12 protein-coding genes and 4 tRNA genes are annotated in these 13830 nt (G+C 39.5%); all 16 read left to right on the plus strand.

All coding sequences use genetic code 11. The features are described from left to right. The first annotated feature begins 17 nt into the window (after positions 1–17). The 16 genes from wzzE (at position 18) to ABN217_RS17450 (ending at position 13766) form a co-directional block, all read left to right on the plus strand. Positions 18–1076: an ECA polysaccharide chain length modulation protein gene (gene wzzE, locus ABN217_RS17375; RefSeq protein ID WP_349459704.1), complete on the plus strand. Its 1059-nt coding sequence runs from the start codon at positions 18–20 to the stop codon at positions 1074–1076. Positions 1077–1205: 129 nt separating this feature from the next. Then, the gene (gene wecB, locus ABN217_RS17380; RefSeq protein WP_069369918.1) at positions 1206–2336 is read left to right on the plus strand and encodes a non-hydrolyzing UDP-N-acetylglucosamine 2-epimerase; all 1131 of its coding nucleotides are present in this window, start codon (positions 1206–1208) and stop codon (positions 2334–2336) included. Next, entirely contained in the window at positions 2333–3595 is a 1263-nt protein-coding gene (gene wecC, locus ABN217_RS17385; RefSeq protein ID WP_109410126.1) for a UDP-N-acetyl-D-mannosamine dehydrogenase, read from the plus strand. The genes wecB and wecC overlap by 4 nt, the downstream gene beginning before the upstream one ends. After that, positions 3592–4659 (plus strand): dTDP-glucose 4,6-dehydratase, encoded by a 1068-nt coding sequence (gene rffG / locus ABN217_RS17390; protein WP_072070853.1) that lies wholly within the window; start codon positions 3592–3594, stop codon positions 4657–4659. Before wecC ends, rffG begins: the two co-directional genes overlap by 4 nt. Positions 4660–4678: 19 nt before the next feature. Further along, positions 4679–5560 (plus strand): glucose-1-phosphate thymidylyltransferase RfbA, encoded by an 882-nt coding sequence (rfbA, locus tag ABN217_RS17395; RefSeq protein ID WP_072064612.1) that lies wholly within the window; start codon positions 4679–4681, stop codon positions 5558–5560. Then, positions 5538–6251: a dTDP-4-amino-4,6-dideoxy-D-galactose acyltransferase gene (gene rffC / locus ABN217_RS17400; protein ID WP_196554224.1), complete on the plus strand. Its 714-nt coding sequence runs from the start codon at positions 5538–5540 to the stop codon at positions 6249–6251. Before rfbA ends, rffC begins: the two co-directional genes overlap by 23 nt. A 1-nt stretch (position 6252) precedes the next feature. After that, positions 6253–7383 carry a dTDP-4-amino-4,6-dideoxygalactose transaminase gene (rffA, locus tag ABN217_RS17405; RefSeq protein WP_196554225.1) on the plus strand — a complete coding sequence of 377 codons (1131 nt, stop codon included), beginning with the start codon at positions 6253–6255 and terminating at the stop codon, positions 7381–7383. Positions 7384–7385: 2 nt separating this feature from the next. Continuing rightward, the gene (gene wzxE / locus ABN217_RS17410) at positions 7386–8642 is read left to right on the plus strand and encodes a lipid III flippase WzxE (RefSeq protein ID WP_072070850.1); all 1257 of its coding nucleotides are present in this window, start codon (positions 7386–7388) and stop codon (positions 8640–8642) included. Continuing rightward, positions 8639–9724, plus strand: a complete 1086-nt coding sequence (locus ABN217_RS17415) for a TDP-N-acetylfucosamine:lipid II N-acetylfucosaminyltransferase (protein WP_196554226.1) — start codon at positions 8639–8641, stop codon at positions 9722–9724. Before wzxE ends, ABN217_RS17415 begins: the two co-directional genes overlap by 4 nt. After that, the gene (gene wzyE / locus ABN217_RS17420) at positions 9721–11085 is read left to right on the plus strand and encodes an ECA oligosaccharide polymerase (protein WP_349459696.1); all 1365 of its coding nucleotides are present in this window, start codon (positions 9721–9723) and stop codon (positions 11083–11085) included. The genes ABN217_RS17415 and wzyE overlap by 4 nt, the downstream gene beginning before the upstream one ends. Then, a complete protein-coding gene (wecG, locus tag ABN217_RS17425; RefSeq protein WP_196554227.1) occupies positions 11085–11822 on the plus strand; it encodes a lipopolysaccharide N-acetylmannosaminouronosyltransferase in 738 nt (245 codons plus the stop codon). The genes wzyE and wecG overlap by 1 nt, the downstream gene beginning before the upstream one ends. Before the next feature lie 217 nt (positions 11823–12039). Continuing rightward, positions 12040–12116 (plus strand) — tRNA-Arg (locus tag ABN217_RS17430). A 64-nt stretch (positions 12117–12180) separates the two neighbouring features. Further along, positions 12181–12256: transfer RNA gene (locus ABN217_RS17435), tRNA-His, on the plus strand. Positions 12257–12278: 22 nt separating this feature from the next. Continuing rightward, positions 12279–12365: transfer RNA gene (locus tag ABN217_RS17440), tRNA-Leu, on the plus strand. 28 nt (positions 12366–12393) lie between these two features. Next, positions 12394–12470 (plus strand) — tRNA-Pro (locus tag ABN217_RS17445). A 978-nt stretch (positions 12471–13448) separates the two neighbouring features. Then, the gene (locus ABN217_RS17450; protein ID WP_196554228.1) at positions 13449–13766 is read left to right on the plus strand and encodes a hypothetical protein; all 318 of its coding nucleotides are present in this window, start codon (positions 13449–13451) and stop codon (positions 13764–13766) included. Positions 13767–13830 lie beyond the last annotated feature (64 nt).

Below are 13830 nucleotides of genomic sequence, written 5' to 3' on the forward strand. Positions count from 1 at the left end.
AGAGGTCTTTTAACGTGATGAACTCGGAAAATAACGCTTCCCGACAGGGTAATCAGCCAGATAACGAACTCGATATCCGAGGTCTTTGTTGTGCGCTTTGGTCAGGAAAAAGCTGGATTATAGGGTTCGCTCTGCTTTTTGCTGTGATTGCACTTGGGGCATCATATTTGATGCAACCTAAATGGAGTGCAATTGCAATGACAGAGAAACCAACGATAAATAACTTAGGCAGTTATTATTCGCAATCTCAGTTTTTACGTAATCTTGATACACAAATTAATCCATCAGCACAAACCCCAGCTTTAAGTATCCCTGATGAAGCTTATCAAGAGTTTGTTACTCAAATTGCTGCTTTTGATACTCGTCGCGAGTTTTGGCTACAAACGGATTATTTCAAGCAACGCAAAGAAAACGATGAGCAAGCTAATGCAGCGTTATTGGATGAGTTAATTAATAATATTCAATTTACGCCTTCTGATGAGAAAAAATTGGTTAATGATCAATTAAGACTCATTGCAGAATCATCAAAAGAGGCGAGCCAATTATTAAATGAGTATATCGCTTTCGCTAATAAAAGAGCGTCTACTCATCTTAATGAAGAAGTGATAACTGCATGGGCAACAAGAACACAGTCAATGAAAGCGTTAGTTAAACGCCAAGAAATGGCGGCTCAAGCGGCTTACCAACGTCAAATTAACTTATTAGAGCAATCAATAAAAGTTGCTGAGAAACAAGGTATTTCTCAAAAACAGACATCTATTGCGATTGATGAGTTGCCTGACTCTAAATTATTCCTGCTAGGTGTTCCTCTATTGCAATCGCAACTAGAAACTTTAGTGGCGACAGGTGCTGATTTTGATAGTGATTATGATCAAAATACAGCAATGTTAGCGACCCTCACTGTGGGAGCAAAATTGCAAGATAACTTCCAAACTTACCGTTTCTTACGTACTCCTGAAGATCCTGTAAAACGTGATAGTCCTCGCCGTGCCTTTATGATGGTACTTTGGGGGGCAATTGGGGTATTAGCAGGCGCAGGTGTTGCATTAGTAAGACGTAGCTCATTAAAAAAATAATAACTATTAAATTTTGTCATTGATGACAATAACGAGACATCAGGTGTTTCGGCACCTGATGTATTGAGTATAAGGGCATATTGCTTTCCCAAAAATAAGCGATATAACAACGAAAAAAAGAGAGCCACTGTGAAAGTGTTGACTGTTTTTGGCACACGCCCTGAAGCGATAAAAATGGCACCTTTAGTGCACGCTTTAGCAAATGATGATTCGTTTGAAGCGAAGGTATGTGTTACGGCCCAACATCGAGAAATGCTTGATCAGGTATTAAATCTTTTTGAGATCAAACCAGATTACGATCTCAATATTATGAAACCAGGACAAGATTTAACGGATATTACCTGTCGTATTTTAGAAGGGTTAAAACCGGTATTAGCATCATTCCAACCTGATGTTGTTTTGGTGCATGGTGATACAACGACAACCATGGCAGCAAGTTTAGCCGCTTTTTATCAACGCATTCCAGTTGGCCATGTGGAAGCAGGATTGCGTACAGGCAATCTTTATTCACCATGGCCAGAAGAAGCCAACCGTACCATTGCAGGGCATCTTGCCATGTATCATTTCGCACCAACAGAGACAGCAAAATTAAATCTGGTACGAGAAGCGGTTGCAGATAAAAATATTTTTGTTACTGGAAATACTGTTATTGATGCACTGTTTTGGGTGAGTGATAGAGTGATGGGCAATCAAACACTCTTAAATGAACTCGCTGTAAACTATCCTTTTATTCAGCCAGATAAAAAAATGATCCTTGTGACGGGACATCGTCGCGAAAGCTTTGGTGGTGGTTTCGAACGTATTTGCCAAGCATTAGCTGAAATCGCCTTAGCACATCCTGATGTTGAAGTTGTCTATCCTGTTCACTTAAACCCAAATGTGAGTGAGCCTGTTCAACGTATTCTTCACGGCATTGACAACATTAAACTAATACAACCACAAGATTATCTCCCATTTGTTTATCTAATGAACCATGCTTACCTTATTTTGACTGACTCTGGTGGCATTCAAGAAGAAGCGCCTTCATTAGGTAAACCTGTTCTTGTCATGCGTGATACCACAGAACGTCCAGAAGCGGTTGAAGCGGGTTCTGTTCGTTTGGTGGGAACCGATACCAAACGTATTGTTAGCGAAGTAACCTCTTTATTGACAGACGAAAACGCATATCACCAAATGAGTAAGGCGACAAACCCTTATGGTGATGGACATGCCTGCCAACGTATTCTTGAAGCATTGAAAAAAAATCAGGTGACATTATGAGTTTTGAAACTATTTCTGTTATCGGCCTCGGCTACATTGGTTTACCTACAGCGGCTGCTTTTGCCTCTCGTAAAAAAAGCGTCATCGGTGTTGATGTTAATCAGCATGCAGTTGATACAATTAATAAAGGTCAAATTCATATTGTTGAACCTGATCTTGATAAAGTTGTTAAACAAGCCGTTGAAGAGGGGCACTTAAAAGCCTACACCACCCCACAGCCAGCAGATGCTTTCCTTATTGCGGTACCAACACCTTTTAAAGGTGAACATGAGCCTGATTTGGCTTATGTTGAATCGGCAGCTCGCTCTATTGCACCTGTACTGAAAAAAGGCGACCTTATTATCCTAGAATCGACGTCACCTGTTGGTTCTACTGAACAAATGGCACAGTGGTTAGCTGAAGCTCGTCCAGATTTAACCTTCCCTCATCAAGACGGTGAAGAAGCAGATATTGATATTGCTTATTGTCCTGAGCGTGTATTACCTGGTCAGGTTATGATTGAGCTTATTCGCAATGACCGAGTTGTTGGTGGGATGAACCGTAAATCTTCCGAGCGTGCGAGTGAGCTATACAAAATTTTCCTTGAGGGTGAATGTGTTATCACCAATGCGCGTACCGCAGAAATGTGTAAGCTAACGGAAAATAGCTTCCGTGATGTTAATATTGCATTTGCTAACGAATTATCACTGATCTGCGCTGACCAAGATATCAACGTGTGGGAGCTAATTAGCTTGGCGAACCGCCATCCACGCGTCAATATTTTACAACCAGGCCCCGGTGTTGGTGGACACTGTATTGCAGTTGATCCTTGGTTTATCGTGTCACAAAATCCAAAGCAATCTCGTTTAATTCACACTGCGCGTTTAGTCAATGATGGCAAACCTGTGTGGGTTATTGATCAAGTGAAAGCGGCGGTTGCGGATTGTCTGACTGAAACGGGTAAACGCGCTAATGAAATTAAAATAGCCTGCTTTGGTTTAGCCTTTAAACCTAACATTGATGATTTACGTGAAAGCCCAGCCATGAACATCACTAAACAAGTGGCAGATTGGCACAGCGGTACAACATGGGCTGTTGAACCTAATATTCATGAGTTACCAACCAAACTGAAAGGGATCACGGAGTTAGTGTCAACTGAGCAAGCATTAAAAGATGCGGATATTGTCTTAATGCTCGTTGATCATCAGCAATTTAAAGCGATCCCTGGTAGTAAAGTCACTCAAAAATGGATTGTAGATACTAAAGGAGTATGGCGTTGAAACGCATTCTAGTTACAGGTGGAGCCGGTTTTATCGGCTCTGCTGTTGTTCGACATATTATTGAAAACACCAATGACAGCGTTGTTGTGGTGGATAAGCTGACTTATGCCGGTAATTTAGAGTCATTAGCGACAGTAGCTAACAGCGAACGCTATGTATTTGAGCAAGTTGATATCTGTGATAGAGCAGAGCTTGACCGCTTATTTTCTCAATATCAACCAAATGTTGTGATGCATTTAGCGGCTGAAAGTCATGTTGACCGTTCTATTGATGGCCCTGCGGCATTCATTGAGACCAATATTGTTGGTACTTACACATTACTAGAAGCGGCTCGCCATTATTGGCAAGTACTCTCTGAAGATAAGAAAGCGGCATTTCGTTTTCACCATATTTCAACAGATGAAGTGTATGGCGATCTAGAAGGTACAGATGATTTCTTTACTGAAACCACACCTTATGCCCCAAGTAGCCCTTATTCTGCATCTAAAGCATCAAGTGACCATTTAGTACGTGCATGGTTACGGACTTACGGTTTACCTACGGTGATCACAAACTGTTCAAATAACTACGGTCCTTATCACTTCCCTGAAAAATTGATCCCTTTAATTATTTTAAATGCGATTTCAGGAAAGCCATTACCTGTCTATGGAAAAGGTGAGCAAATTCGTGATTGGCTCTATGTTGAAGATCATGCTCGAGCACTCTATTTAGTCGCAACAACAGCAACACCGGGTAAAACCTACAATATTGGTGGTCATAATGAGCGCCGTAATATTGATGTTGTTAAAACAATTTGTGCGCTATTAGAAGAGTTATATCCAGCAAAACCGGAAGGTGTTTCTCAATACGCTGATTTAATTACATATGTAAAAGATAGACCTGGTCATGATCTGCGTTATGCCATTGATGCTGCGAAAATTGAAGCTGAATTAGGTTGGAAGCCCGAAGAGACATTTGAATCAGGTATTCGTAAAACTGTTTTGTGGTACTTAAATAACGAAACATGGTGGAAACGTGTACTTGATGGCTCTTACGCAGGTGAACGTTTAGGGCTTGGAAACTGATTAAGTAAAAGGATAAATGATGAAAGGTATTATTCTAGCGGGTGGCTCTGGTACACGACTACATCCGATAACCAAAGGGGTATCGAAGCAGTTATTGCCTATCTACGATAAGCCCATGATCTATTATCCGCTTTCAGTTCTGATGCTTGCTGGTATTCGAGATATTTTGATCATTACAACACCCGATGACATGACCTCATTCCAACGTTTATTAGGTGATGGTTCTGCATTTGGTGTTCATCTTCAATATAAAATACAGCCATCGCCAGATGGTTTAGCTCAAGCGTTTATTTTAGGTGAAGAATTTATTGGTGATGATCATTGCTGTTTAGTGCTAGGCGATAATATCTATTTTGGTCAAGGCTTTAGTCCAAAACTAAAACAAGTTGCTCAACGTGAACGGGGAGCGACAGTTTTTGGTTATCAAGTCATGGATCCTGAACGATTTGGTGTTGTTGAATTTGATGATGATTTTAAAGTGCTGTCGATTGAAGAAAAGCCGGAACAACCGAAATCTAATTGGGCTGTAACAGGGCTTTACTTCTACGATAACCGTGTGGTTGATTTTGCTAAAAAAGTAAAACCCTCTATTCGTGGTGAACTAGAAATTACGTCTATTAATCAGATGTATCTTGAGTGTGGCGAGCTTAATGTTGAACTGTTAGGGCGTGGTTTTGCATGGTTAGATACCGGCACTCACGACAGTTTAATTGAGGCTAGTACTTTCGTTCAAACCGTTGAAAAGCGCCAAGGATTTAAAGTGGCGTGTCTTGAAGAGATTGCTTGGCGTAATGGATGGCTCAATGATGACCAAGTAAGAGAAAGTGCAAAATCACTGTCTAAAACGGGTTATGGTCGCTATCTATTGGATTTATTACATGTCCGTCCTCGCCAATATTAATTATCTTGAGTGGGAAAGTGAATTTTTCTCACTCAAAACAGGGCGTCTTGAGTTTGATACTCAAGCGCCTGCATTAATAGACAAACAGCTTGATGCATTTGCTCTGGTTCAAGCTAAAGTCGCATCTCATGAGCTTTCACTCATCGATAAACTCAGTCAATTAGGTTTTCAATTTGCGGAAGGTGAAATTGATTTTAAACTTCCAATTGGCATAGAAAATGCTTGTAAGAAAGCGCCCGAATTATATTTTAGAAAGGCCAATGATGCTGATATTAATTTACTGATGAAAACGGCATCAGAGGCTTTTGTTCAAAGCCGTTTTCGAGCACCTTGGTATCAAGAAGGCGATAGCAGTCGTTTTTACGCATTATGGGTTAAAAAAGCCGTACTAGGCACGTTCGATGATATTTGCTTACTGACTTATGATATTGAAAATAACATGAGTGGTTTTGTCACTTTACGTCGTCTATCTGAAAGTGAAGCAAGAGTGGGGTTACTTGCAGTAATGCCCAATAGAACAGGACAAGGCATTGGTAAACAACTGATGTCGGCCGCGAAGTTTTGGTGTCAACAGCAAGGTATTTCAACCCTATATGTTGCAACACAAATCAGCAATATTGCAGCTTCGCGTTTATACACACACAGTGGGGGCTTAATAGAGAGCACCACTTATTGGTTATACAGGGGATAATATGATTCCGTTTAATAAACCACCCGTTGTCGGCACCGAATTAGAATATATGAAACAAGCCATGGAAAGTGGCAAGCTATGTGGTGATGGCAATTTCACAAAAAAATGTGAAAAGTGGTTAGAAGAACAATTTCATTGTCATAAAACGCTGTTAACGCCATCTTGTACTGCATCGCTTGAAATGGCCGCTATCTTATTAGATATCAAGCCTGGCGATGAAGTCATTATGCCGAGTTTTACCTTTGTTTCGACCTCTAATGCGTTTGTATTACGTGGGGCAACCATTGTTTTTGTTGATATTCGTCCAGATACCATGAATATCGATGAAACAAAAATTGAAGCGGCAATTACAGACAAAACTCGAGCTATCGTGCCTGTTCATTATGCGGGTGTTGCGTGTGAAATGGACACGATTATGGCTATTGCGAAAAGACATAATCTATTTGTTATCGAAGATGCAGCACAAGGTGTCATGTCAACTTACAAAGGTAAGGCATTGGGCACTATTGGTCATATTGGTTGCTATAGCTTCCATGAAACTAAAAACTATTCATCAGGTGGTGAAGGTGGTGCAACGCTCATTAACGATCCTGACTTAATCAATCGTGCAGAAGTTATCCGCGAAAAAGGCACTAATCGTAGCCAATTTTTCCGTGGACAAGTCGATAAATATACTTGGCGTGATATTGGTTCTAGTTACTTAATGTCAGATTTACAAGCTGCATATTTATGGGCACAGCTTGAAGAAGCTGAAAGAATTAATGAACGTCGCTTAGCGTTTTGGCAGATTTATTATGATGCATTGACACCATTAGCAGAGAAAGGCTTATTAGCGCTTCCAATCGTTCCTGAAGGATTAGAACACAATGCGCATATGTTCTATATCAAACTGAACAATATCGAGCAACGTACTGCGTTTAATGATTATATGAAAGCGCACGATGTTTTAACTGTCTTCCACTATGTGTCATTGCATACCAGCCCAGCAGGTATGAAATTTGGTCGTTTTGATGGTGAAGATATTTTCACTACACAAGAAAGTGAACGTTTAGTGCGTTTACCTATGTTTTACAATATGACAGAAGAAGAACAGCAAATCGTTATTGGCCATATTCGCGATTTCTTTGCTTAATTATGTCATTAGCCAAAGCATCAATTTGGACAGCGGGATCAACCCTGATAAAAATCGGGGCTGGTCTGCTTGTTGTCAAATTACTCGCTGTCTCCTTTGGTCCTTCTGGCGTGGGGTTAGCAGGTAACTTTCGTCAATTAATTACCGTACTTGGCGTATTGTCTGGTGCGGGTATTTTTAATGGTGTAACAAAATTAATCGCACAATATCAAGATGATGAGATTCAGCGCAAAAAAGTGTTGGGTACTTCATCATCTATGATTTTGCTGTTTTCTACACTGTTAGCTATTTTATTTCTTCTTTTTTCTGCACCCATTAGCCAAGTGTTATTTGGCGATGATTATCATCAATATCAGGATATTGTAAGAGCTGTTGCTTTTATTCAAATGGGAATAGCGTATAGCAATTATTTCCTAGCGATATTAAAGGGGTATCGTGATGCCGCTGGTAATGCATTATCAATTATCACGGGTAGTATCATTGGTGTTATTGCTTATTATTTATGCTATTTATTTGCGGGTTATCACGGTGCATTAATTGGACTTGCATTAGTGCCTGCACTTATTTTATTTCCTGCTACATTTTTAGTAGTAAAGCGTAAGCGATTTGCGTTAAGTGAGCTTAAACCCCGTTGGGATAAGGCAATAGCAAGCCATCTTGGTAAATTTACGATTATGGCGATATTGACATCGATTACGTTGCCAGTCGCTTATATTATGATGCGTAATCTACTTGCTGAGCACTATAGCTGGGATGATGTTGGTATTTGGCAAGGTGTAACTAGCATTTCAGATGCTTACTTGCAGTTTATTACAGCCTCTTTTTCGGTTTATTTGTTGCCAACACTCTCTCGATTAACGCAAAAGAGTGACATTACCAAAGAGATCGTAAAATCACTGAAGTTTGTACTTCCTGCAGTTGCCGTTGCTAGTTTTATGGTGTGGTTATTGCGTGATTTTGCGATTTGGTTACTGTTTTCAGACAAATTTGTCGCTATGCGTGATTTATTTGCATGGCAACTTGTCGGTGATGTTTTAAAAGTAGGCGCTTATGTCTTTGGCTATTTGGTCATTGCAAAAGCGGCATTACGTTTTTATATCCTTACAGAAGTAAGTCAATTTGCTTTACTAACACTATTTTCCCGTTGGCTTATTCCTGAACATGGCGCACTTGGTGCAGCTCAAGCCTATATGGCAACGTATATTATTTACTTCCTTCTCTGTAGTTCTGTTTTCGTGATTTATTGCAGGCGCAAATGACAACTTTGATTTACGTACTAGGTTCAGACATTGTGCATCATAACAACACAATGTTACGGTTTTTTAACGACCACCTCGTCACAGAGGCGGGATTAACGTATAAACCTCGTTTTATCGTTGCCAGTAAAGATACTTCACTACAAGAAAGCTACCCAGCTTTAGACATTGAGTGTTTATCGGATAAAAAACAGGTTGCCCAGAGAGTGATTACATTGGCAAAGGCTGATACTCACCAACGATTTCTTTTTTTAGGCCAATTTAATGCCCCGATTTGGCTGGCATTACTGACAGGTAAAATTAAGCGGCATCAGTTTTGGTGGCATATTTGGGGGGCCGATCTGTATCAGGATTCTAAGCAGCTCAAATTTAGACTATTTTATCTTCTTCGCAAGTTAGCACAAAAACGAGTAGGGCGAGTGTTCGGCACACGAGGTGATCTTAACTACTTCGCGCAGTTTAACGTTAATATTCCAGCAAGTTTGCTTTATTTCCCAACAAGAATGGAACCAGCACTGACTGTGACAGAAAAGTCATCTATTGATGCACAACAAATCACTATTATTGTCGGAAATTCAGGGGACAGATCAAATCGCCATATTGAAGCATTACAATCAATAGCAGAACAATATGGAACGCGTGCAAAAGTGATTATCCCCATGGGATATCCTGATAATAATGACGTATATATTGATGAAGTCTCTCAAGCTGTTAATCAATTACTTCCTGATAATCAGGTTGAAATTTTACGTGATAAACTGGCATTTGATGATTATTTAGCCTTATTAAAGACATGTGATTTAGGCTATTTTATTTTTCATCGCCAGCAAGGCATTGGTACGCTTTGTCTACTTATCCAATTTGCGATCCCTTTTGTTATTAGCCGTCAAAATCCATTTTGGCAAGATTTAACAGAACAGAATGTTCCAGTCTTTTTCTCAGGTGATAAATTAGATGCTGCTCTGATTGAAGAAGCTCAACGTCAATTACTTATACTTGATCGCCAAAATATTACCTTCTTTGCGCCTAATTTTACTGATGGTTGGAAACAGTTGATTGAGATAAGTACAGGAGAACCCCAATGACATTGGCGGAACTGGGTGGCTTGACACTCGTTTATTTTATCTCCTTAAGTTTTATTTTATTACTGACTTATCAAGAGTTTCGTCAAGTTCGTTTCAATTTTAATGTTTTTTTCTCAATGCTCTATTTGCTGACATTCTATTTTGGCTTTCCACTGACCTGTATGTTGGTGTTCCAATTTGATGTGGCTGTTGTTCCTGTTGATTCATTATTATACGCATTATTAGCTTCTACCAGCTTCTATGCTATTTATTATGTAACTTATAAGGTTAGGTTGAGAAAGCCCGTTAGCGGCCCTTCTAGGTCGTTATTTACGATGAATAGAGTAGAAACCAATCTTACTTGGATCTTATTGGCATTAATTGCATTTGTAACAGTAGGGATTTTCTTCCTACAAAATGGTTTTTTACTCTTTAAGCTCAAAACATATAGCCAAATTTTTTCAAGCCAAGTATCTGGTGTTGCGCTTAAGCGCTTTTTCTACTTTTTTATTCCCGCCATGCTGGTGGTTTATTTCTTAAAACCGACACAGCAGCGCTGGATTTTCTTCCTGTGTGCAACGGTTGGTTTCGGAATTTTAACTTATATCATTGTGGGTGGAACTCGCGCGAATATCATTATCGCTTTTGCTCTGTTTTTATTTATCGGCATTGTTCGTGGTTGGATAACGTTGTGGATGCTGGTTGCTGCGGGTGTGATGAGTATTGTCGGGATGTTCTGGCTGGCATTAAAACGCTATGGGCTTGATGTTAGTGGGGCTGAGGCTTTCTATACTTTCTTGTACCTAACTCGTGATACGTTCTCCCCTTGGGAAAATTTAGCATTATTACTTGATAATTATGACAAGATTGAGTTTCAAGGGCTTGCTCCAATTATTCGTGATTTTTATGTTTTTATTCCCTCTTGGGTGTGGCCTGAACGTCCTGATGTGGTACTCAATTCAGCAAACTACTTTACATGGGAAGTTCTTGATTACCATGCAGGCCTTGCGATTTCACCAACCTTAATTGGTTCTTTAGTGGTGATGGGGGGCGTTGTGTTTATCCCATTAGGCGCAATCGTGGTGGGATTAATTATTAAATGGTTTGATTGGTTGTATCAGCAAGGACTTAATGAAAACAATCCTTATAAATCCGCTATTTTACAAGCATTCTGCTTTGGGGCGATTTTTAATATGATTGTTTTAGCGCGAGAAGGGGTTGATTCATTTGTCTCTCGTGTTGTGTTTTTCTGTCTGGTTTTTGGTTTATGTTTAGTTGTTGCAAAACTGCTTTATTGGTTATTTGAAAGCGCGGGATTAGTGCGTAATTACGTGACTCGTCAAATACAAGGTGAACCTCGTTTAGAGAAAAAGGAAAAGTAATGGGATCCAATTCAATTCCGAAGTATTCAATCCGTGGACATAATATCTGGGGATTTCGAGATATGGCTCATTTTCTGGATTATCTTTATGAAGGAACACAAATAAAAAGTGGATCTCTGATTGCGATAAATGCAGAAAAAATCCTAACCGCAGAAACCGATACTGCCTTGAATGAATTGCTTAACGAAGCTGATTATCTTTATGCAGATGGTATTAGTGTTGTGCGTGGTATTCGCCGTAAGTATCCAGATGCCAATGTTTCTCGTATTGCGGGTGCAGATTTATGGGAAGCATTAATGGAAAGAGCAGGTAAAGAAGGAACGCCAGTCTTTCTTGTTGGTGGTAAACCAGAAATTCTGGCTCAAACCGAAGAGAAACTAAAATCACAATGGAATGTGAATATTGTGGGGAGCCAAAATGGTTACTTCACACCTCAAGATAGAGATGCGTTATTTGAGCGTATAAAGGCCTCTGGTGCGAAGATAGTGACTATTGCTATGGGTTCACCTAAGCAAGAGCTATTTATTCGTGCATGCCGTGAAGTTTACCCTGATGCATTATATATGGGCGTGGGGGGGACTTATGACGTATTCACAGGTCATGTTAAGAGAGCACCGAAAGCATGGCAGAACCTTGGCTTAGAATGGTTATATCGTTTGTTATCACAGCCAAGCCGAATTAAGCGCCAATTTAAGTTGTTAAAATTTGTTGGATACTACTATTCCAATAAATTGTGATGGTCATTGGATGTTTATTTGTTAGCTAAATGATTTATTCACACTTTCATCTAGCATCTTTATTGTTTAATTATTATACTAGTGGGGCGCTTAGCGTGTAAAAACGCTCCATTTATCGACGAAATGCACAAACTATCGTCAAACAAACTTTTTTTTTCAAAAAGCACTAGACAGACAGTGCGTAAATCCGTACTATCCTCTCCCGCAACGGCGTGAAGCGCCCGTAGCTCAGCTGGATAGAGCGCTGCCCTCCGGAGGCAGAGGTCTCAGGTTCGAATCCTGTCGGGCGCGCCATTAAAGCGTGCTAAGAGTTACGGTGAAGAGCGTTGTTGTAAGAAGTAATAAGATAGCTGTTATGGTGGCTATAGCTCAGTTGGTAGAGCCCTGGATTGTGATTCCAGTTGTCGTGGGTTCGAGTCCCATTAGCCACCCCATCTTATCTTAGTTATTGTTTATGCGAGGGTGGCGGAATTGGTAGACGCGCTAGCTTCAGGTGTTAGTGTTCTAACGGACGTGGGGGTTCAAGTCCCCCCCTTCGCACCAATAAACAAGATAAGAGCAGTGATTCAGACGGCGAGTAGCGCAGCCTGGTAGCGCAACTGGTTTGGGACCAGTGGGTCGGAGGTTCGAATCCTCTCTCGCCGACCAATAAGAAAAAGCCCCGATAAAAAAATCGGGGCTTTTTCGTATCTGTAATTTATAATTTCATATTTAAACTCAGTATATTTATTTTTCCATATCCATATCCATATCCATATCCATATCCATATCCATATCCATATCCATATCCATATCCATATCCAATTCTAGCTTTAGCTATCTTTTTCTGGTGCTTATCCTTAATTGATCTCAAATAGGAACAATAACGTCACTCTTTATAAGTGATATCTGGTCTTATCACTTAAGCTTTATTAATAATTTAAATTATTGCCTTATTTTACTCTTCATAAAACGAATAGATGAATTAGTAAAAAAACGTGATTTAATTATATGAAATATAACGATTTTATTTTTTGTGTCGGTAAATGCCAACACTTGGCATTTTTAATGTCGCTAATGGGCGACATTTAACCCATTGATTTAATGTTATTAAATAAGTTGTGTGTTTTTATTGTCGTGAAAAAGAGACGTATGTTAGGCCTTATATTTTCTTTTCTATTTAGCAATAGCAGTATGAAAGCATAGGTGATGTACTTTTTATCATAAAAAATGAGTGAAACAGAAAAGGAAAACTAAAATTCAATAAGTTATCTTATATTTTTGAGGCGGGAGATTTTTATTATCAAAAAAATAAAAATTGGCACGCTAAATGCATTATTTATATCGTAGATGCTCATTCCACTCCTTATGACAGCATTGACTTCATAAACCTAGGAATGATGCAGAGCCGATTATTCGGTGCCTACGTCCACGTTAACGATGAACATCATTCATCATCAACAGGACGAAACGTTGAGTGAGGCACCATCCGTCTGTAGACCTGATTGTATATTTATACGCCTGTATAGTTTTATACAGGCGTTTTTTTCTATGTGCTTTTTTTACGTCATATAGCCTATCCGTTTTGTGTTCATCGCCTTATCACGTTATCATCCAGCACAAGGATAGACGGGAGATAGTAGCATCATGATAAATAAACAAAAAGCATACCTTGCACAGGAAAGACTCTTTCTCATAGAGAAGTTTGGCCCATTATTATTCTTTTTGATCCCGTTGATTATGCTGATTATTGGTGGCAAATCATGGGCTAAGTATGTGGCTTTTCTTTGTCAGGGGATTGCGCTGATTTATATCGTGGTGTTTTACCAAGCAAGAAAATATTACTTGTCATTTAATCAAGAAAACGTGAAAGGAATTCCCGGTCGTTTTTACCGTATTGCTTGGATATATCTCTTTTTGACTTTATGTGTAGAAGTGGTGTTGTTATTTCAATATGGCTTTTAAATCACATAAAAAAACCCTCAATAATAAAGAGGGTTTTTAGATCAGGTGATTAAACGATTTATGA

It is taken from the genome of Proteus sp. fly-1067 (assembly GCF_040139345.1).
GTDB classification, from domain to species: domain Bacteria; phylum Pseudomonadota; class Gammaproteobacteria; order Enterobacterales; family Enterobacteriaceae; genus Proteus; species Proteus vulgaris_B.

Excerpts from the sequence above, each read along its gene's own strand:
- wzzE (WP_349459704.1), top strand. The coding sequence starts at position 18 with ATGAACTCGGAAAATAACGCTTCCCGACAGGGTAATCAGCCAGATAAC.
- wecC (WP_109410126.1), top strand. The coding sequence starts at position 2,333 with ATGAGTTTTGAAACTATTTCTGTTATCGGCCTCGGCTACATTGGTTTA.
- ABN217_RS17415 (WP_196554226.1), top strand. The coding sequence starts at position 8,639 with ATGACAACTTTGATTTACGTACTAGGTTCAGACATTGTGCATCATAAC.
- wzxE (WP_072070850.1), top strand. The coding sequence starts at position 7,386 with ATGTCATTAGCCAAAGCATCAATTTGGACAGCGGGATCAACCCTGATA.
- rffC (WP_196554224.1), top strand. The coding sequence starts at position 5,538 with ATGTCCGTCCTCGCCAATATTAATTATCTTGAGTGGGAAAGTGAATTT.
- rffA (WP_196554225.1), top strand. The coding sequence starts at position 6,253 with ATGATTCCGTTTAATAAACCACCCGTTGTCGGCACCGAATTAGAATAT.
- rfbA (WP_072064612.1), top strand. The coding sequence starts at position 4,679 with ATGAAAGGTATTATTCTAGCGGGTGGCTCTGGTACACGACTACATCCG.
- wzyE (WP_349459696.1), top strand. The coding sequence starts at position 9,721 with ATGACATTGGCGGAACTGGGTGGCTTGACACTCGTTTATTTTATCTCC.
- ABN217_RS17450 (WP_196554228.1), top strand. The coding sequence starts at position 13,449 with ATGATAAATAAACAAAAAGCATACCTTGCACAGGAAAGACTCTTTCTC.
- wecG (WP_196554227.1), top strand. The coding sequence starts at position 11,085 with ATGGGATCCAATTCAATTCCGAAGTATTCAATCCGTGGACATAATATC.